This window comes from Streptomyces sp. NEAU-W12 (assembly GCF_026242095.1).
Lineage (GTDB): Bacteria > Actinomycetota > Actinomycetes > Streptomycetales > Streptomycetaceae > Streptomyces.
On sequence record NZ_JAPJDM010000023.1, the window covers coordinates 134,198 to 153,160 of the forward strand.

13 protein-coding genes and 2 pseudogenes are annotated in these 18,963 nt (G+C 72.2%); 5 read left to right on the plus strand and 10 right to left on the minus strand.

Annotation, left to right across the window (positions count from 1 at the left end):
• Window positions 1-84: 84 nt before the first annotated feature.
• Together ORI94_RS26780 and ORI94_RS26785 are read right to left on the minus strand one after the other, a co-directional pair.
• Window positions 85-4,860: a caspase, EACC1-associated type gene (locus ORI94_RS26780; protein ID WP_266080190.1), complete on the minus strand. Its 4,776-nt coding sequence runs from the start codon at window positions 4,858-4,860 to the stop codon at window positions 85-87.
• 2 nt (window positions 4,861-4,862) lie between these two features.
• Window positions 4,863-5,423, minus strand: a complete 561-nt coding sequence (locus ORI94_RS26785; protein ID WP_266080192.1) for an effector-associated constant component EACC1 — start codon at window positions 5,421-5,423, stop codon at window positions 4,863-4,865.
• Window positions 5,424-5,753: 330 nt separating this feature from the next.
• Between ORI94_RS26785 and ORI94_RS26790 the strand changes: the two genes are divergently transcribed.
• Window positions 5,754-6,596, plus strand: coding sequence for an MBL fold metallo-hydrolase (locus ORI94_RS26790; protein WP_416237904.1), 843 nt, complete (start codon window positions 5,754-5,756; stop codon window positions 6,594-6,596).
• Between the two features lie 31 nt (window positions 6,597-6,627).
• Here ORI94_RS26790 and ORI94_RS26795 read toward each other — a convergent pair whose 3' ends face one another.
• The 4 genes from ORI94_RS26795 to ORI94_RS26810 form a co-directional block, all read right to left on the minus strand.
• Entirely contained in the window at window positions 6,628-7,128 is a 501-nt protein-coding gene (locus tag ORI94_RS26795; RefSeq protein WP_266080226.1) for a metallophosphoesterase family protein, read from the minus strand.
• 301 nt (window positions 7,129-7,429) lie between these two features.
• Complete coding sequence (locus ORI94_RS26800; RefSeq protein WP_266080194.1) at window positions 7,430-7,783, minus strand: STAS domain-containing protein; 354 nt, start codon at window positions 7,781-7,783, stop codon at window positions 7,430-7,432.
• Window positions 7,780-9,069 (minus strand): PP2C family protein-serine/threonine phosphatase, encoded by a 1,290-nt coding sequence (locus ORI94_RS26805; RefSeq protein ID WP_266080196.1) that lies wholly within the window; start codon window positions 9,067-9,069, stop codon window positions 7,780-7,782. Before ORI94_RS26805 ends, ORI94_RS26800 begins: the two co-directional genes overlap by 4 nt.
• On the minus strand, window positions 9,069-9,887 hold the full coding sequence (locus ORI94_RS26810) for an alpha/beta fold hydrolase (protein WP_266080198.1): 819 nt from the start codon (window positions 9,885-9,887) through the stop codon (window positions 9,069-9,071). Before ORI94_RS26810 ends, ORI94_RS26805 begins: the two co-directional genes overlap by 1 nt.
• 2,122 nt (window positions 9,888-12,009) lie before the next feature.
• Between ORI94_RS26810 and ORI94_RS26815 the strand changes: the two genes are divergently transcribed.
• Window positions 12,010-13,248, plus strand: coding sequence for a PP2C family protein-serine/threonine phosphatase (locus tag ORI94_RS26815; protein ID WP_266080228.1), 1,239 nt, complete (start codon window positions 12,010-12,012; stop codon window positions 13,246-13,248).
• Between the two features lie 98 nt (window positions 13,249-13,346).
• On the opposite strand, the gene ORI94_RS26820 is transcribed toward ORI94_RS26815, so the two are convergent.
• Both ORI94_RS26820 and ORI94_RS26825 read right to left on the minus strand, forming a co-directional pair.
• On the minus strand, window positions 13,347-13,508 hold the full coding sequence (locus tag ORI94_RS26820; protein WP_266080200.1) for a hypothetical protein: 162 nt from the start codon (window positions 13,506-13,508) through the stop codon (window positions 13,347-13,349).
• An 86-nt stretch (window positions 13,509-13,594) separates the two neighbouring features.
• Window positions 13,595-14,899 carry a YncE family protein gene (locus ORI94_RS26825; RefSeq protein WP_266080202.1) on the minus strand — a complete coding sequence of 435 codons (1,305 nt, stop codon included), beginning with the start codon at window positions 14,897-14,899 and terminating at the stop codon, window positions 13,595-13,597.
• A gap of 207 nt (window positions 14,900-15,106) precedes the next feature.
• Between ORI94_RS26825 and ORI94_RS26830 the strand changes: the two are divergent.
• From ORI94_RS26830 to ORI94_RS26840, 3 genes and pseudogenes are all read left to right on the plus strand, one after another.
• Window positions 15,107-15,316: pseudogene (locus ORI94_RS26830) on the plus strand (DNA-binding protein); the annotation flags it as partial.
• A 343-nt stretch (window positions 15,317-15,659) separates the two neighbouring features.
• Entirely contained in the window at window positions 15,660-16,256 is a 597-nt protein-coding gene (locus tag ORI94_RS26835) for a TetR/AcrR family transcriptional regulator (protein WP_266080204.1), read from the plus strand.
• Between the two features lie 132 nt (window positions 16,257-16,388).
• Window positions 16,389-17,204: a TlpA family protein disulfide reductase gene (locus ORI94_RS26840; RefSeq protein WP_266080206.1), complete on the plus strand. Its 816-nt coding sequence runs from the start codon at window positions 16,389-16,391 to the stop codon at window positions 17,202-17,204.
• A 459-nt stretch (window positions 17,205-17,663) separates the two neighbouring features.
• On the opposite strand, the pseudogene ORI94_RS26845 reads toward ORI94_RS26840, so the two are convergent.
• Window positions 17,664-17,951, minus strand: a pseudogene (locus tag ORI94_RS26845) (non-reducing end alpha-L-arabinofuranosidase family hydrolase); the annotation flags it as partial.
• Window positions 17,952-18,218: 267 nt separating this feature from the next.
• Window positions 18,219-18,509: an Atu4866 domain-containing protein gene (locus tag ORI94_RS26850; RefSeq protein ID WP_266080208.1), complete on the minus strand. Its 291-nt coding sequence runs from the start codon at window positions 18,507-18,509 to the stop codon at window positions 18,219-18,221.
• Between the last annotated feature and the right edge of the window lie 454 nt (window positions 18,510-18,963).

The window sequence follows — 18,963 nt, forward strand, 5'->3', positions numbered from 1 at the left end:
CCGCCCACCGCCACTCCGTGGGCCCACCCGGGTGAGGCCGGGACGGCACGGCTGCGCCTATTCATCCGCCCCGGCCCCGTGGGGTCAGTCGCAGGACTCCCGGTGGGTCAGGTGGGGGAACAACTGGTCCCACCGGTCCTCGGGGACGTCCGAGGGGTAGGCCGTGCACAGGTCCTTGTGGAGGCCGTCGGTGTCGAAGTCGAGCACGTAGGTCGTCTCCGGTGTCATGCCGGAGGTGCCGTAGTCGGTGACGGCCAGCCATCGGGGGGCGCGCGGTGATGCCGCCGGCGGCACGTGTACCGCGTCCGCGTGCTCCAGCGTGAGGAGTTCGGGGGTGTTCCACCGTCCGTCCTCTCCGACGGACCAGAGGCGATAGGGCTCGCTCGTCACCGCGTAGCGGCCGTCGGAGGTCATGCCGATGGATTCGACCTCGCGGTCGAACAGGAGGTCGCGGCCCGTCTTCTCGGGATGCGCCGGATCGGAGACGTCCCAGAACTCGACGCTCCCGTCGGCCAGCATCAGCGCCAACTGTCCCCTGCCCGAGGGGAAGTAGCCCCCGGGTGCGGCCGGAAGCCGGCCGCCCCTGACGGGATGCGCGGGCCGGGAGAGGTCCCAGAGCCGGATCTCGTCCGCCACCTCCTCGGTGACGAGGAGCCGGGACGAGCCGTAGTACATCGCGCCCTCCATCGACGCCGCCTCGTCGATGCGACCGCCCTTGCGGGGGCGGGCGGGGTCGGAGACGTCCCAGAACCTGATGTGCCGGCCCTTCTCCGTCGTCGCCAGTGACCGTTCCCCGGCGAACCACAGGCTCCCCGAGCTTCCGAGCGTGCTGCTCGCCCTCACCGCGACCGTGCCCCGGCGCACGGGTCTCGCCGGGTCCCGGATGTCCCACAGGGCAGTGCCGGGTTCCTCGTGCGAGCCCACCGCGAGGAGCGTGCCGTCGGGACTCACGGCGATGCTCGAGACGTCGGCGGTGTACCGGATGCTTGAACTCTTCTTCACGGCTCCGTCCGGCTCCACCTGCCAGATCTGGAGAGTGTGGTCCAGCCCCCCGGTCCAGTGGTGGGCCAGGAACATCGGCTTCTCGCGGCGCGTCAGGAAGAACTTCGCCTCCCATCCCTTCGGCAGGGTGTACCGGACCTTGGGCGCCTCGATGTCGCCGACGTCCCAGACCTTCGTCGTACGGCCCGCCTCGTCCTGCTGCGAGGCGATGACCAGCTCACCGTCGGCGCTGAACGGGCTGGTGCCCGTCTGGGGCATGACGTGGAGGCCGCCCGCGAACGCCGGCGCCCAGGGCCGGTCGGGCCACACCCGTATCTCTCCGCCCACCTCGCCGACCGCCAGATGCCTGCTGTCCGGGCTGAACGCGACCGACTGGGACGGTTCGCCCGTCGGCAGAGTCACCCCAGGTGGGCCGTCCACCAGATCCGACACCTTCCTGGTCGTGTCGGCCCGTCTGACGCCGTTGTCGCGGTCCGCTCCCGCCAGGAACCTGCCGTCCCCGCTGAAAGCCAGGGACGGCATGCCACTGGCGTCGGCGCCCCATCTGTCCCTGTACTCCTCCGTCTTCACGCGTCGCAGATCCGGCCCGTCCGCCACCTCCCACCAGGCGATCTTTCCGTATCCGCCGGTGGCGACCACCAGGTCGCGGCGGGGGTGGGCCGCCACCGCCATGACCGTCTCGGCCCGTTCCGTGTCCCGCAGCACGGGCCGGTCCGGGTCGCCGACGTCCCACAGCCGCACCTGCGCGGGCTCGCTGCCCGTGTCCCCGTTGCTGTTGCCCGTGACCAGGTGCCCTCCGTCGCGGGTGAAGGCCAAGGAGACCAACGGCGACTCGGCGACCGTCCGCTGCGCTCGCAGCGTGGGCCGGGCGGGGTCGCTCACGTTCCACAGCCGCAGCAGTCCCTTCCTGCTGCCCGCCGCAAGGGTCCGGCCGTCCTTGCTGAAGGCCAGCGTGTACGTCGTGCGGTGGGCGAGCCGCACCAGGGCGAGCCGTCTCGGCTTCCGCGGGTCCGCGGTGTCCCACAGCGTCAGTTCGTCCGCCGACTGCGCGGCGAGGATCCGTGAGCGCGGGTGGAAGGCGATGGCCGTACTGCTCTTCAGCGTGAACCGGCCCGCTTCGACGGGCCTGGTGGGCGCGGACACGTCCCACAACTGGACACGGCCGCCGTCGGGTCCGTCGCCCCGGTGACTCGCGGCCAGGACCTGGCCGTCCGGGCTGTAGGCGACGTTGAGAACGGGCACCCGGTACGGCTTCCCGGGCACGAGGTGCACCGGTGTGACGGTCATCGAGGCCGCGTACAGGCTGGAGCGGGTCTCGGGAGTGACCGCCGTGCGGTAGGCGGCCAGGCCGAGGCGGAGGGCGGTCTGCGGGTCGTGGTCGCGCAGGGCGTCGGCCTTGGCTGCCAACTCCCTGGCGACCAGGCTCTTCTCCCGGCTTTCCGCCTGCCCGTTCTCATGGAACGCCCATCCGAAGAGGGACGTCGCCACCAGGGCCAGCACCGAGAGGGAGGCGATCCACGCCCGCGTGACGAGGCGCCGGCGCCGCTGTGCGTGGTCGCTCGCGGCGACGAAATCCCGCACCACGTGCGGGACGGGCACGCGGGCGACCGCCGGTGCGACGGCGACGGCCGGGCCGTCGGTGGCCCCCCGGCGGGTTTCCCGGGCCGGCCGGTCGTCCTGAGCGGCCGGAGGTTCCTGAGCCTGCGGACTGTTCCGGGCGGGCAGTGCTTCCCGGACCGGCCGGGCGGTGTGCTCCGCGGTGAGCTTCTTCGCCTCCTCCAGGGCATCGCCCTCGTAGAGGCCGCTCGGTTTGCGTCCGGCCTCCGCCCAGCCTTCCGCGGCGGCGGTCAGCCGGCGGAGTCTCAGCAGGTCGTCCCGGACCTCGTCGATCCAGCCGCTCAGCCTCGTCCACGCGTGCAGCAGCGAGTCGTGGCCGAGTTGCGCCCCGCCCTGCTCGTCGACGACGACCAGGCGGGCGTCCGCGAGCCGGCGCAGCAGGTCCTCGCTCCCGGCCAGTTCCGCCGGCGGCACCCGGCGACGGACCAGCCGCCCCTCGCCGTCGGCGACGTGGACCATGGCCAGCAGGAGGCTCCGCAGCGCCGTGCGGCCGGTGGCGTCGAGGGAGTCGTGGATCCTGTCGGCGGCCGTGGCCACCGCACCCCGTATGCCTCCGGCGGCGGCGTAACCGGCGTACGTCAGCGTCGTCCCCCGGCGCCGCAGCCAGATCTCGGGGAGGGCGTAGGCCAGGAAGGGCAGCGCCGCGGCATCGCCCGTGGCACGTCGCTCCTCGTTCACATCGCGCCGCAGGAGCTGCGGTACGCCCTCCTCCCACCGCAGGCCCGCGTACTGGGCCGGGCGCACGATCGCGGCCTCGACCTCCTCGTCGGCCAGCGCGGGCACGGCGAAGTGGCCCGGCCGTACGACGGGCGCCAGGCGGGGGTCGCTCAGGGCGTCGCCGTAGTAGTCGGCGCGCAGGGCCAGGACCAGACGCGGAGCAGGCGTCGGGCCCCCGGTGCCGTCCTCGTCCGTATCCGCTCCCGCACTCGCAGCCGCACCCGCAGTGAGGGCGGCGGCGAACCGCTCGCGTTCGGCCTCGTCCGAGCAGAGCGTGAAGTACTCCTCGAGCTGGTCGATGACGAGGAGACGCGGTGCCTGCCCGGCCCCGGCTCCGGTCCCCGTCGCCGCGGGCCGGCTGAAGCGCCCGCGTTCCAGATCCCGTACGACGTCGGAGGGGGCCCTGCCCACCGCTGCCGCCCACTCCTCGGCGAGCCTGCGGAAGGGCCGTTCACCCGGTGCGGACACCAGCCGTACGGGACCGAGCCCCGCCTGTTCCGCGGCCACGCTGAGCCCTGCCCGCAGGAGCGAGGACTTGCCGACCCCCGACGGCCCCACCAGGACCACCGGCTCACCGGGGCGTGCCTGCTCGACGCGGCGGAGCAGCTCCTGGGTCAGTTCCTCGCGGCCGAAGAAGAGACGGTGCTGCTCGGGGAGGAAGGGAAGGATGCCGGGGTAGGGACAGACGGCATCCGGATCCGGGGCGTCGGCCGCCTGCTGTCCGGTGCGCGGGCCCGGTAGCGGCTCGTACCGCCGGTTGAGAGCGATGGTCAGCTCGCTCATGCGCGCGGTGCCACCGCCGTACGGGCGGGCGGCGCTGCCCTGGAGCAGCTGGTCGAGCAGCCGGTAGACGCCACCCAGCGTCAGCCACTTCGGGCCGCCCGCGTCGCCCTCCCGCAGAAGGCTGAGCAGGTGACCGCTGAAGAGGGTGTGCTCCGCGTCCGGCGGGGCGTATGCCAGGGCGTTGCGCATCGCCGATGCGAGCAGATAGCTGCCGGTGGGCCGGGCACCGGCGAACGGGTCCGCGGCGGCCGGCCGGCCTGGTTCCTGTGCGTTCCCCGCGAAACAGCAGTCGAGGATCACGACCGGGTCGGCGGCGGCGTCGCTCAGGTAGCGCTCGACCTCCGTGTAGGGCACGGAGTGCGCCAGGTCGGTCTGGGACTTGGTGCTCGCCGTCGCCAGGTAGAGCTGCCCGCCGGGTCCGCGCAGTCCGTGCCCGACGAAGTAGAGGAGGACGGTTCCGCGCTCGTACCGCTGCTCGGTGGGTTCGGCCCGGCCGATGGCCGTCGCCAGTGCCTCCAGGACGTCGCTCGGCGACGTCGGGTCGGTGAGCAGCGTGACCCTCTCTCCCATGCCGCACACCGTGCTCAGGGTCTCGGCCACGTCCTGCGCCGACCGGAGGGCGGACGGCAGACCGGGCAGGTGCCGTCCCGGATGGGCGGCCGTCCCGAGCACCAGTGCGTGGCAGCCGGCCGCCGCCAGATCCGCTCTCGCCGGTGGTTCCTGCCCGTCCACCGCCGCCATGGTCAGCCCGCTTCTGCGGACGGGCCGACGCGACCGTCGTCCTCCGCGATGCCTCGTGCTCCCTGGGATCTCTGTGCTCTCTGTGCTTCCTGTGCTTCCTGGGCTCTCTGTGCTTCCTGTGCTTCCTGGGCTCTTTGTGCTTCCTGCGTTTCCCCCGGCCTCTGCGTGCCCGGCGCCGTCTGTGGGTTCCGCTCCTGCTGAAGCGCTGCGGCGACCCGCTCGGCCAGTTCACCGGCGCCTTCGGCGGTCAGGCCGCGCACCTTCTCCGAGGACACCACGACCTGGGTGCCGTCCGGCAGGCTGAGGGTGACGGTCTGATTGCCCCGGCGGCCCTGCAGCCACACCACGACGGCCGCCCCCAGAGCCGCCGTCGGCCCGCCGGGAGCCAGCAGCAGGGAGATCAGCTCTCCCAGAGCGCCCATGGTTCCGCCCGGTGGCGCGGCGGGCACCTCCCGGCGGACGAGCACGCGCAGGTCCGGGTCCTGGCGAAGCCACTGGTAGAGATCCTCCGAAGCCCCGGCCACGTCTCCGCCCCCGGCATCGACGGCCAGTGTCACTCTCATCTCTGCTGCCCTTCAGGTGCGACATGGTGCGGGATTTCTCAACTGTTCGCTCGGAAAGACTAGTTGGCAACGCGATAACGCGCGCCGGTGGTGACGGTCCCGAGCCGGACAAGGCGGAAGCCTCTCCCACGAGCGTCCGTTGACGGATGTCCTCACCCCCGCGCGGGCGGTGCGCAGGAGAGCCACCCCGTGATGCGCGGGAACGTACGTACAGCGAACTGCCTGGCGGGAGTGCGCTCGGTGAAAGGACGGATGCCGTACCCGCGGTTCACACTTGGCGGTAGGCAGAACCGCGGAGGTCAGGGCGGAACGGACACGGGAGGAGTCACGATGCTGTCGTCGGCCGAATCGGCTGGGCGCGTCCAGTTCATCGGCAACGCGACCCTGCTCGTACGGTACGGGGCCCTGACCCTGCTCACCGACCCGAACTTCCTGTACCGCGGGCAGCACGCGCATCTGGGGTACGGACTGCTGACGAGGCGGCTGAAGGAGCCGGCCGCCACCGTGGATCAGCTCCCCGCCGGCCTCGACGCCGTCGTTCTCTCCCACCTGCACGGGGACCACTGGGACCGGATGGCCCGCAGAAACCTCGACCGGGCACTGCCCGTCCTCACCACCCCGCACGCGGCGCGACGCCCCCGGACCCTTCAGGGTTTCCGCCACGCCAGGGGCCTGCGCGACTGGCAGCACCACACCCTCTCCAGGGAGGGCCACCAGGTTCGTCTGACCGCGGTGCCCGGGCGCCACGCCGTCGGACCTCTGCGCGGCCTTCCTGCCGCCGGTCATGGGGAGCATGCTGGAATTCGGCCCGGTGGGCGGGCCGGTGCGCCTGCGCGTGTACGTGTCGGGGGACACGCTCCTCTTCGACGGAGCAGAGGAGATCCACAGGCGCTCCCCGGACACGGACCTCGCGGTTCTGCACCTGGGCGGCACGCGGCTGCCGGGGGTTTCGTGGTCACCATGGACGGCGGGCGGGGAGCGGAACTCAGCCGGCGTCTCGGTCCGCGGTTCACGCTTCCCGTGCACCATGACGACTACACGGTGATGAAGTCGCCGCTGAGCGCGTTCCTCGAGGAGATGGACCGCCGCGGCCTCGGGGAGCGGGTCGTCCACTGCGACCGGGGCCGGGTGGCCGCCCTCACGCCGGACGGCCCGACGGTGGACGTCGCCTGACCGGTTCTGCCGCGCGGCAGGGGATCGTCGGTCAGCGTCGCGGCAGTCGGTGCAGGGTGACCTCGCCCGGGACGCCGTCCGCCACGACGAGAGTCATGTACGTGCAGTACGGCTGCCGCCTGCGGTCCGTCGGCGACCCCGGGTTCAGCAGGCGCAGGCCGCCCGGCGCGCCGGTGTCCCAGGGGATGTGGCTGTGGCCGAAGACCAGGACGTCCAGGTCGGGAAAGCGCTCGGCGCAGCGGGCTTCCCGTCCTCGCGCCGGGCCCGTCTCGTGCACGACGCCGAACCGCAGCCCTCCCAGCTCCGCCCGGGCCACCTCGGGGAGCCGTTCGCGCAGCTCGGGGCCGTCGTTGTTACCGGACACCCCGATCAGCCGCCGCGCGCGTGTCTCCAGCAGGTCGAGCGTGGGGGTGTCGATCCAGTCCCCCGCGTGTATCACGACGTCGGCCCGCTCCGTCTCGTCCAGCACCTCGGAGGGCAGTCGCCTGGCGCGCGCCGGCACGTGCGTGTCGGAGACCAGCAGCAGCCGCACGGGTGTCACCCTCGTCCTCCTCCGACACGGCGCGGGAGCGCCTCCGGGCCCGGGCGGCGCCTCGGTCGTCGTGTGCGCGTCCGCCGGTGCGGCCCGCGCCCCCTCACCCGAGCGGGCGGCGACCGCCTCTCACCGGCTACCCCGTACGACTGGGCGTGGAACCTCACGCCCGGGCCGGCCCGGCCCGGTTCTGCTCCTGACCGGCCCGGGGCCCGGTGTCCGCGCCTCCCGGCCCGGCGAGCCGGATCGAGGGCTCGGGCATGGGTGGGCGGGGGCTCCGCGGTCCCTCGGCTCCCGATGATCAGCGGGTTGTGGAACCGGGCCTGGTGGCTGTCGCCGTGTCGGGGTGGAGGGTGAAGACCCGGTCCAGGCCGGCGATGCGCAGGATCCGGGCGGTGTTGGCGGGGACTGCGGCCAGGGCCATGCCGCCCCTGTGTTCCGTGGCCAGGTTGCGTGCCACCAGCAAAACGGTGATGCCGCTGGAGTCGCAGAACTCCAGGCCGTCCAGGTCCAGGACCAGCAGTTGTCCCTCGGCCAGGACGAGGCGGTCCAGGCTCTGGCGGAGTTCGGGTGCCGTCGTGTAGTCGAGGTCACCGGTGATTTCCAGTACGGGACCGGTGACCGCGTCCCGGGCAGTGATCGTCAACGGGCTCATGTCAGGTCACCACTCGCGGGGGTGGGAAGCGGGGCGGGCACACCGAGGGCGAGCAGCGCCGTGTCGTCGTCGAGTCCGTCGTCGAAGCGGGCGAGGAGCCCTGCCAGAGCGGTGACAAGGGCCTGGGGTCCCTCGGCGGGCTGTTCGGAGACGAAGGCGCGCAGGGCGTCGTCGCCGTAGAGCTCACGCTCGGGCCCGGTGCGGGCTTCGGTCAGGCCGTCGGTGTAGAGCAGCAGGGTGTCACCGGGGGACAGCCGGGTGCGGGCGGAGGTGAACTGTGCCTGCGGCAGGGCGCCGATGAGCATGCCGTCGGGGGTGGGGAGGTAGTGCGTGGTGCCGTCGGCGCGCTGGATCAGTGCGGAGGGGTGGCCGCCGGAGGCCAGGTGCACGCCGACATGGTCGCTGCCCGGGTGCAGGGTGCCGAAGACGGCGGTGCAGTACCGGGGGTCGCCGCTGGTGTACCGCTCGTGCAGCACCGTGTTCAGGGTGGTCAGTACGGTGACGGGGTCCTGGTCGTGCAGGGCCGCCGCCCGCAGCGTGTGGCGGACCAGTGAGGTGACCGCGGCGGCCTGGGGGCCCTTGCCGCACACGTCGCCGAGGAAGAACGCCCACCGGTCCGCGCCGAGGGAGAACAGGTCGTAGAAGTCTCCGCCGAGGAGATCCGGAGAGGCGGTGTGGTAGTAGGAGCCGGCTTCCAGGCCCGGGACCGTGGGCAGCTCGGCGGGCAGCAGGCTCTGCTGCAGGACGGCGAGGGCTTCCTGGAGCCGTTCGCGGTCGACCTCGGCCTGTCGGCGCGCTTCTTCGGCTTCCCTGCGTCCGCGCAGCAGCTCGGTCTCGTAGGCGCGGCGGTCGCGGGCGTCGAAGACCGTGGTGCGGACGAGCATCGGTCCGCCGTGGTCGCTGGTCTTCACCTTCGAGGTGACGAGCACCGGCATCCGCTGCCCGTCAGTGGTTCTGATGTCCAGGGCGACGCCGCTGACCTCACCGTTCATCTGCAACAGCGGGGCGAAGTGCGTCTCGTGGTAGAGCTTGCCGCCCACGGTGAGCAGATCGCTGAACCGCATCCGGCCCACCACTTCCTGCCGCGAAAGACCCAGCCACTCCAGAAGGGTGGTGTTGATCTTCGCGATGGTGCCGTCCATCAGCGTGGACAGGTAGCCGCAGGGCGCCTGCTCGTACAGTTCCTCCGCGCTGTCCTCCAGCAGGACGGTGAAGGCCACGTCGGTTGCCTCCACGGCTTGCTCCCCGTCGGGCCGCCGACCGGGACAGTGGCTGCTGCGGCCCATCAGCGGGCCTCCTTCATGAAGTCGGTGATCGCCGCCGCGGTGGCCTGGGGTGCGCTCAGTTGCGGGCAGTGCCCCGTCGCCTCCAGCGTGACCAGGCGGCTGCCCGGTATCGCGTCGTGGACGTAGGCACCGACCTCGCGGGGGGCGATCGCGTCCTGCCTGCACTCCAGCACCAGCGTCGGCACCGCGACCGTCTTGAGGTCCTGGCGGCTGTCGGACAGGAACGTCGTGCGGGCGAAGACCCGCGCCATGTCCGGGTCGGTCGCGCAGAACGAGGTGGTCAGCTCCTGGCCGAGTTCGGGCCGGTCCGCGTTGCCCATGATCACCGGGGCCATCGCCGCCGACCAGCCCAGATAGTTCGACTCCAGCGACTCCAGCAGCTCACCGATGTCGTCCGCGCTGAACCCGCCCCGGTACCCGTCCTCGTCGATGTAGCGGGGCGACGGAGTCACCATCACCAGGCGGGAGAACCGCTGGGGCGCCTCGGCCGCTGCGAGGACCCCGACCATGGCGCTGACCGAGTGCCCCACGAAGACCACGTCCCGCAGGTCGAGCTCCTCACAGACGTCCAGGACGTCCGCGGCGTAGCCCTCCAACGAGCCGTAGCGCTGCTCGCTCCAGGCCGTGGAGTCCGAGCGGCCGGAGCCCACGTAGTCGAAGAGCACCAGCCGGAAGTCCTCGGCCAGCAGGGGGACCACCAGGCGCCACATGTTCTGGTCACAGCCGAACCCGTGCGCCAGCAGGAGCACCGGCCCGTCCGCACGGCCGGTGACGGTGACGTTGTTCCTGCGGCGGACGTCCGTGGATGCGGGGTTCATTCAGAACCTTCCTTGATACGGCCTGCATCAAGGAATTCCCGCCGCACAAGAGCGGTGCGGGGATCACGAGAACGAGCCGGAGGGAACGAGAAAACAAATCTGGTGTGCGGCACATCCGGTACGGATGCGGGCGAGGGCGGTCCCACCCGTGAGTCCGGGACGTGGGACGCCCGCAGCGGGGCGCCCGCACCCCGGGAGATGCGGGCCCTCGCTGCAGGGTGCGCGTCGGCATCAAGCGGGAGCGATGTTCTGGACCGTCGGGCTCTTCCGGCCCGGCGCGGCGCCGAAGGCGACCTTGAAGCCGAAACCTCTTGCCACGGTGGACCACTTCACGGTGCCGGACGCCATGCCATATCTCCTTTGGGGCAGTACGCACGCCGGACCCGCGGTACGCGGATGCCGGTTCGCCGCAATGACGCCCCTCCCGGAATGACCGGAAATAAAAAGCGCTTCCAACGGCTACACATGCCGCTCGAGGCGCTTGAGGTTCGGGAACCGAGTATGCAACTGAAATCGACGGTAGCACGCCACGACAGCCGGTGCATGTTACATTCTTCCACTTTGGTCATTGCGGTAAGAACGCTCCCGGCGCGGTGCACTCAATCCCCACCCCGCGGTCGCAGCTATCGGTCCACCCGGAGTGCACCACCCGAGGACACGGGCGGACCGGACGGCCCGGCGGTCCGGCGGCGTTCGACACAGACGCGTCGGACTCCTCCGGGCTTCCGCCCAGCAGCCCGCCCCGCCGAACCTTGCTCGATCCCGGCCGGCCACGAACGAAACCATAACCACACCACAAGATAATACCTACTCTGGCGAGTGAAGGTTTTCACGCTTCGACCGAAGGGCAGTCGGCACGGATCACCTTCGGACAGGCGGGTGGCGAGCCCTGGCCGCGGCCCCTTCGGAACGAGGTCCCGGGCCCCGCGTGGGGATGTGGCTGCTCAGCCCGCGCCGGACTCGGCGAGGCGCCCGTGGTCCATGGTGAGCCGGGCACGGTGAACCGGGACCGCATCCGGCGGTCGTGGGTGACGACGACCACGGCGCCCCGGTAGTCCACCAGCGCCTGCTCCTGTTTCACGATGAGGATGAGGGAAGGCGTGAGCGCGCTCGGCGAAACGGCCGGAAAGAGGACACGGACCCCACCACAGCGGACGGAACCGGTCGGCCGGTCAGTGAGGTGTCACGAGCACGCTGCTGGATGCGGCGACGGAGTCCAGCTCAACGCCGCGCGTCCTCGTCCCTCACAGAGACCCCATGCGAGGTTGCAGGGGACGGACCGTCCTCAGCGGTGGGCCGCAACCGCCTCGGCGACGGGGCGAGCAGGAGGCGCCCGTCCTCGGTCGGCGCCGCGCGCCGGTCAACGAGGGAGTGGGACCGAGGGGTTCCGCGGTGGCAGCCGACTCCGGCGGATGCGGCCGACCGGGGTGCGGCGCATGACCGATCGGCACAACCGACCCACCGGAGGCCGCACGTGCACCGTCGTCACATGTGGGCACCCGCGCGCGTAGCGCTGCCCACCCTGCCCGCCTCGTCCGCTCGCTCCGCCGAGGTGGAGGCCGGGGAGGGAGAGGAGAAGGGGAGAGCAAGCCGTCCGCGTCGACGGCGCTGTCGGGACACCCGGCAGCACGGCTTACCGACGGCCTGCTGACGGCCTGCCGACGGCCGGAGCCACGTCGGCCGACGCCGCCGGGCCGTGACCGCTTCTCCACCGACGTCACAGGCGCTCGGCACGAGCCGTCCCGCAGCCCCCTGCGACGTCCGGGCGTCGGCGAGCCTCCCGGAGCGCACCACCGGCAGGCACCCCGGTTCGCCTTCAGTGCCACCACGGCATGAACCCTGGCAGGGGCCGGGTGACCGCGGGTCCCGGGCGGCCCGCACGGCGGCAGCGGACCGTGCGACGAGCGGTCGGCCGGCAGACGCGTCCGTTCGGGGACTCTGTGGTGCAATGGCATCTGCCCGGTACCGGGCTTGGCTCCGGCCCCTCGCGCACGGAGGACGGAGCCCTGAGCCCCCAGCGGGGAGCGAGAAGCAGGGAGTCACCGTGACCGTGTACGGGCCTGACGGGGACGGTGAGCCGACCACGCGCACTCCCGGGAACGGGGGTGGCCGGGGCAGGGCGATGACGTTGGCGGGGACGCTGGCTGCGGCGGAGAGCGCGGCGCCTGTGGAGTCGCTCGACGTGGTCGCGCGCATGCTCAGGGAGCACCTCGGGGCCGCGTCGGTGTCGTTCCTGATCACCGACTTCACCGGCAGCTCGGTCGTACGGCTGGGGGCCGCGGGCAGCGTCGACACCGATGAGCCCGCCCGGCGCATCTCGCTGCGGGGCACCCTGTACGACGACGTGATCCGCACCCAGCAGCCGAGGGTGGAGGACAAGGGTGAGGGCGCGTCGGTGCGGATCGTCGCCCCGGTGACCAACCGGGGGGACGCCATCGGGCTCCTCGAACTGTTCCTGCCCGCGGTGCCGGACGCCGAGGTGATGCGGGAGATCGGCGAGACCGCGCACGCCCTGGCGTACCTCGTCATCGCGAACCGGTCCTTCACCGACGTGTACCAGTGGGGCCGCCGCACCACCCCGCTGAGCCTGGCCGCGGAGATCCAGCACCGGCTGCTCCCGGCGTCGCTGGCGTGCGAGGCCGCCCAGTTCGCGGTCGCCGGCGCGCTGGAGCCCGCCGACCACGTCGGGGGTGACACCTTCGACTACGTGATCGACCGGGACACCGTCCAGCTCTCCGTCACCGACGCCATGGGCCACGACGTCGAAGCCGCACTGCTGGCCACCCTCCTGGTGGGCGCCCTGCGCCGGGCCCGGCGAGCCGGTGTCGACCTCGCCGAACAGGCCCGCCAGGCCGACCGGGCCATGCGGGACCACGGCCGCCAGGGCTACGTCACCGGCCAGCTCCTGCGCATCAGCCTGCTCGACGGCAGGACCGAGTTCATCAACGCCGGCCACCCCTGGCCCCTGCGCATGCGGGACGGACAGGTGCAGGAGATCGTTCCGGAGGTCGACATGCCGTTCGGCTTCCAGGTCCCCCACACCTACCGGGTTCAAGCGCTGGACATGCGGCCGGGTGACCGGCTGGTGATGCTCACCGACGGCATGCTGGAGCGCAACGCCAACAGCCTCGACCTGTCGGACATGATCGTCCGCACCCGCGCCCTGCACCCCCGCGAAGCCGCCCGCACCCTGATCACGGCGATCGTCGCCGCCAACCACGGTCACCTGCAGGACGACGCGACCGTCATGTGCCTGGACTGGCACGGCATCGGCCACTCCCAGCGGGACGCCGACACCGGTGCCGACCTCGCCGACGCCTCCGCACCGTCACGGACGGGGCGGACCACTCCTGGGCACTGACCCGAGGGCTGCTCCGACAGCCGGCTCCGACCACCCCCTGGCCGCCACCTGGCCACCCCCTGGCCGCCGACTGACCGCCGCCGCGGGCGCGGGCGCGGTCAGGGGAGGACGAAGCCGGCGACCGGGACCACCCCACCGATGACCCCCAGGTGGAACACGCCCTTGCCCTCCACTCCGATGCTGCCGAGCGCCCCCGCCACGACGACCAGGAGGAGGGAGGAAGCCTTCGCCGGGAGTGAGGGGGAAGTGCGCCCGCCCATACCGTCGGATCCGGTGCGGCGGGGGCCCGAGACCGGATCCGGCGGGTGCGGGTGGGAGCGGCGTGGGACTCGGGCTCCGAAGCGTCTCAGCCGGTGGTGGGGCCGGTCCAGCCCGTGGGGACGTGGCCGAGGCGGACCCGCTGCGGGTGGTCGCCGACGGGGATCGAGGTGACCTTCTTGCCGGTGGCGAAGTCGATCGCCGTCACCTGGTCGGTACCGCTCTCGGACACCACGCAGTGCTTGCCGTCCCCGCTGACGGTGGCCCAGTACGGCTTGGAGGCGGTGACGAGCGGGCCCTCCTGAAGCGTCTCGCGGTTCACGACGGTGACGTAGTCGTCCATGGTCCCGGCGATGCAGAGTTTGTCGCCCCGGGGGCTCATGGACATGCCGTGGTGGCGGGAGTCGTTGACGTAGGTGGTGCGGTCGTCGCTGGTGTCCGGGTTCTTCGGCAGCGTCTTCACCCGGGTGATCTCGTCATGGTGCACGTCGTACTCGACGAAGCCGTTGAAGAAGGAGAGCTGGAAGTACAGCTTCGACTCGTCGGGCGTGAAGGCGACGGGGCGCAGCGCGTCGGACAGGTCCTTGCGACCGAAGGCGTCGAGCCGCTCGCGCATGTCGATGATCTTCTTGACCTCGAAGGTCTTCGCGTCGGCGATGGTGATGCGGCGGTCGCCCTTGGTGAAGTCCTGCCAGGGCGCGTCCATGTTGGTGTTGACCTCGCCGATGGCCATGTTCCAGAGGTACTTGCCGCCGTCGGTGTACACGTTCTCGTGCGGCTTGTCGCCCGTCTTGAAGCTGCCCGCCTCCTTGCCCGTCGCCATGTCCAGGACGTGCACGGTGTTGGAGGTGGAGGAGGAGACGGCGACCCGGGTGCCGTCGGGGGAGACCGCCATGTGGTCGGAGCGGAAACCGGACACCGGGAAGCGCCAGTTGATCTTTCCGCTCTCCACGTCGAGGGAGACCACGTCGGCGAAACTCGGCCGGGAGGCGACGACGGACTTGCCGTCCTTCGTGGTGTACATGTCGTCGACGTACTGGTCGTGCCCCTCGCCCGGGCCGAGCCGGATACCGAGGAAGAAGGCGAGCTTGACGGGGTTGAGGTAGATCTCCCGCAGGCGCTCCTTCTTGTCGGGGATCATGTTGATCCGGCCGATTCTGGCGTAGTCGCCACGGGAGTTGATGACGTCGGCGGTGCCCTCCCAGTTGTTGCCGACGAAGAACACCTCCTTGAGCTCCTCCGAGGCGGCTTCCCGCGCCTGCTTCGGGGGCTCGCTCGCGCCGGCCGGGCCGGGGACGGTGGGCAGTGCGCCTGCGGTCAGCCCCGCGGCGACAAGGACGGCCACGCCGAAGGGGCGCCGGCGGCGAGGACGACGGGGAGCGGAAAGCGTCATGGTGAACTCCAGAGGCAGGAGTGGGCGGCGTGCCGTCAGACAGGCCCGTATCTGTTACTGGGGGTAACGTAGCCAGGGGAGGGGGGACTTGAACAGAGCCCGATCGAGACTCCACGACGGGCGCGATCGAGCCTTCCCGGCGGTTCACCACGGCCGGCCCGCCCGAGCCGCCCTGCGCACGACGGACGGCCTCCGGGCGAACGCCGCGTGCTCCGCTCCCCCGCCCCCGCGCCGGGTGGCACCCTCGCCCCGGACGACGCAGGACGGGCCAAGGCCGTCCTGCGCGACCGCGCAGTCACCGCGCGGCCGGCCCTCGCCCGCGCCGACGACCTGCGGGTGATCACGTCCGCGGCCACCCTCGCCGAGGTGACCCACCCCCGGATCAACCGCCCGGCCCTGGAGTGGACACCGCCCCGCCCCGCCCTTCGGGGTCGGCTCCGGGGTCGCGACGCACTCGACATGACGGGGCATCGGAAACACGTCACCAGCGGACGGCGGGGCGAAACCGCGGGCCAGGCACCGCATCACCGCCGTCCGGGCGGATCCAAGGAGCGCGGAGCGTCAGCACCCCGTACCACCCCGGCCCGCACGGTCGTCGGCCGAACAGCCGGGGCCGGCATCCAGGTCAGGTGGTCGGTCCGGCCCGTGCGGGAGAGGGGCGGACCCGAGGCGGCCGGGCCGGCTCGACGCCAGGCCCCCCCCACTTGACCGAACGGTCAAGCGCGCCTTACGGTTGACCGATCGTTCATATGGAGGTCCGATGACGGACGACACCCGCACCCGTCTCGTGCAGACAGCGCGCGCGTTGATCCACGGCTCGTCGTTCGCCGATGTCGGCATCGGCGACCTGTGCCGCGAGGCGGGAGTGCACCGCGGCAGCCTCTACCACTTCTTCCCCTCCAAAGAGGCCGTCGGGCTCGCCGTGATCGACGCGAACTGGGAGCTCCTCAAGGCCGTCCTGGACGAGTCGTTCGGCAGCGAGGCCCCGCCGCTGGAGCGGATCGACGCCTTCGTCGGCGGATTCGCCGGCATGCTGACCGCGGCCCGGGACCAGATGAGGGCCGTGCCGGGCTGCCCCATCGGCAACCTCGCACTCGAACTCGCCGGACGGCCCGGAGAGGCCCGGCGCAGGATCACCGAAATCCTGACCGCATGGCAGCGGTACTTCCGCGACGCCGTCGCGGAGGCCTCGCTCAGGGGAGACATCCCGGCAGGAGTGGACCCCGACGCGGCAGCCCTGCGCGCGCTGGCCTTCCTCCAGGGCATCACCCTCATGGCCAAGGCGTACGACAGGCCGACGCTCGTCACCGAGGCCAGGACGGCGATCCGCACCCTGATCGAGACCCCCGTCCCCTGACCCTGCCGGTCCCGGCCGACCCGCCCTCGGCCCGACCGGGAGGGCGCCGCCCTCACCCAGGGCACCGCATTCCCCTGCCCGCCCGCTTGACCGAACGGTCAACCGAACACTCCCCCCTCTCGAGGAGCACCCATGGACCTCCGCCCTCCGCCCCGCCACACCGGTTCGCACTACCGCTTCGAACGCTTCCGGACACGGCTCCTGATCGACGACATGACGTTCGGCCGGAACGCCCTCGGCCCCGGCAGCCCCCTGCCGGAGTTCGACCTGCCCACCCTCGACGGAGGCCGGTTCGCCTCCCGGGCACTCGGCCGGCGGCCGGTGCTCATGGTCTTCGGATCGCGGACCTGCCCCGTCACCGAGAGCGCCGTGCCCGTGCTCAAGCGACTCCATGCGCGCTTCGGGGAGCGGGTCCGCTTCGTGCTGGTCAACACCCGGGAGGCGCACCCCGGTCAGACGATCGGCCAGCCGGCCACCGCCGCGGAGAAACACCGGCACGCGCAACGACTGCGCCACCACCACGACCTCCCGTTCGAGGTCGCGGTCGACGACATCGACGGCACCCTGCACCGCGCCTTCACGCCCAAGCCGAACTCCGCCTACCTCATCGACACGGGAGGCACCATCCGTTTCCGGTCGCACTGGGCGAACGACGAACCGGCCCTGCGTCGGGCGCTCGAGCAGACCGCGTCCGGGAACACCGTCCACGGCCGCAGCCGGGCCATGGTGGGACCGCTGCTCCGCGCCGTCGGACACCTCCCGGGCGTCGTCGCCGCCGCCGGGAGCAGGACCGGTCACGACGTCTGGCGCGCCGCGCCCCCGCTCGCGGTCCTCGGCGCACTCTCCCGGCTCTTCACCCGCCTTCCGGCCGACCGACGAGGCCCCGCCGCGGCCGCTGTCCTGCTGGTCTGCGCGGCCGCCGCGGGCCTGCTCGCCTTCCTGAGCTGACGCCACCGGACAACGCCCCGGGGACCGCGCACCGGGGCGGAGGCCGGCCCGAGCGACCGGGCCCGTCGTCGCCCGGAACGACGGATCGGGGCAGCCGGGTTCCCGCGGGAGGAGCCCTCGCGGACCTCCGGTTCCGAGGCCGGCCCCACCGCCGCCCCGGCCACCGTGAACACCCTCGCCGGCTGCGGGTGGACCTGGAGAAGCCGACCGCTCTGCCTGATCGGTGACTCCGGCACCGGCAAGCCCCCGTGCTCGTCGCGCTGGGCGCCTCTGCCTCTTCGAGGGCGGGCGGGGCCGTGGCAACGGCACCGCACCGCCTCGAGGACACCCGGCCGCCGCACGGCCGGGGTTCCTCGAGGCGGTGCGTCTCGGTCCGCAGGCGCAACCGCCCACGCCGTGGACCGCTCGCCCGCACGCCCGCAGACCGCGGCGCATCACGGTCACCGTGGGTCGGGAAGGTCAGCGCCGCAGGGTGAGGACACCCGGCCGCCACGGCAGTCGGTTGCGGTCGCCACCGGCGTTGGGGTCCTTGCCCTGGTGGAGGAACTGCAGGGTGCAGAGGTCGACGGTCATGACCTGGTCGGGGTTGGCGCGGACCAGGTCACCGTGGCTGATGCCGTTGGTCCAGGTGGCACCGCTGTTGGCCTTGCCCGCGAAGGGGTTGCTCTCGCCGGCGGCCTGCGGGGTCCACGAGCCGCTCGGGCCGGAGGCCGTGAAGGAGCGGGAGGAGCGCCCGTTCGGGCCCATCACGGGCCGGCGCCGCCGGACGTACCCGGCGGCGAGGAACCACCGGCCCCCGGACCGTACGGACGCGTGGGGGACGGCGCTGCCCCGCCCCCACCGTGAGCGGTGAGGACGGGGCAGGTGGTCGGCTCAGGCTTGGCCGGCGGCGGGGCGGACGATGATCCCGCCGACGTCGGCTCCCGCGGGCCGGCCGACGGCTGTGCCGCCGTCGGGCGGCGGGCGTTCGCGAGCTCGGGACGGCGGCTCAGGTCGCCCGCAGCTGGACCCCGGTCACGGTCGGGCTCCCTGCCGGACGCGCGGGTCGCCCTCGCGGTAGAGCACGAGGTGCTCGTGGAAGAGAACACCGTCGCGGACGTCGCCGGTGGCGGTGAAGCCGGTGTCGTCGACGTAGTCGAGGTGGCTGCCGGTGACGGTGTAGCGGCCGGTGTAGGCGCTTTGGCGGTTGCCCCGGGCCTCGTCGTAGCGGCCGTTCGGCAGCAGTTCCTGGCGGATGAAGCCGTCCGCGGTCACCCACATCCCGACGTACGCGTGTGGATCGCGGGGCTTTTCGTTGCTGGTCATGGCTCCACCCTCGGCCCCGCGTCGGGAAGCAACCAGGCCGCCGTCCCCCCGGGTGAGGGCTTCCTGGGTGCCGCGCCCCCACCGTCCACGGGTGTCATGACCACCGTCCCGCCTCCTGAGCAGGTCGTTCGGGGCCGGTCCTCGCTCGCCGCCGCACCGGGCGGCACTCACCGTGGGTGGGGTGGACCTGGGGGCAGGGCGGCCTGGTTCCGATGACGGGACGCGCCGAAGCTGATGGTGCAGAAGCCGCCCGGCGCCACCCGGCGCCCGCCCGGCTCGTAGCAGCGCGCTTCGCGCACCGCACACACCGATCACCCCGAACCCACCCGAGGAGCGAGCAATGAGCACCACCGACACGGACATCGCGGGCTGGAACTCCAAGGCCCTCGACGAGATCCTCTCGAACGACGCGGGACGTCCCGTCCTGTTCACCAACGCCCGCATCCTGACGATG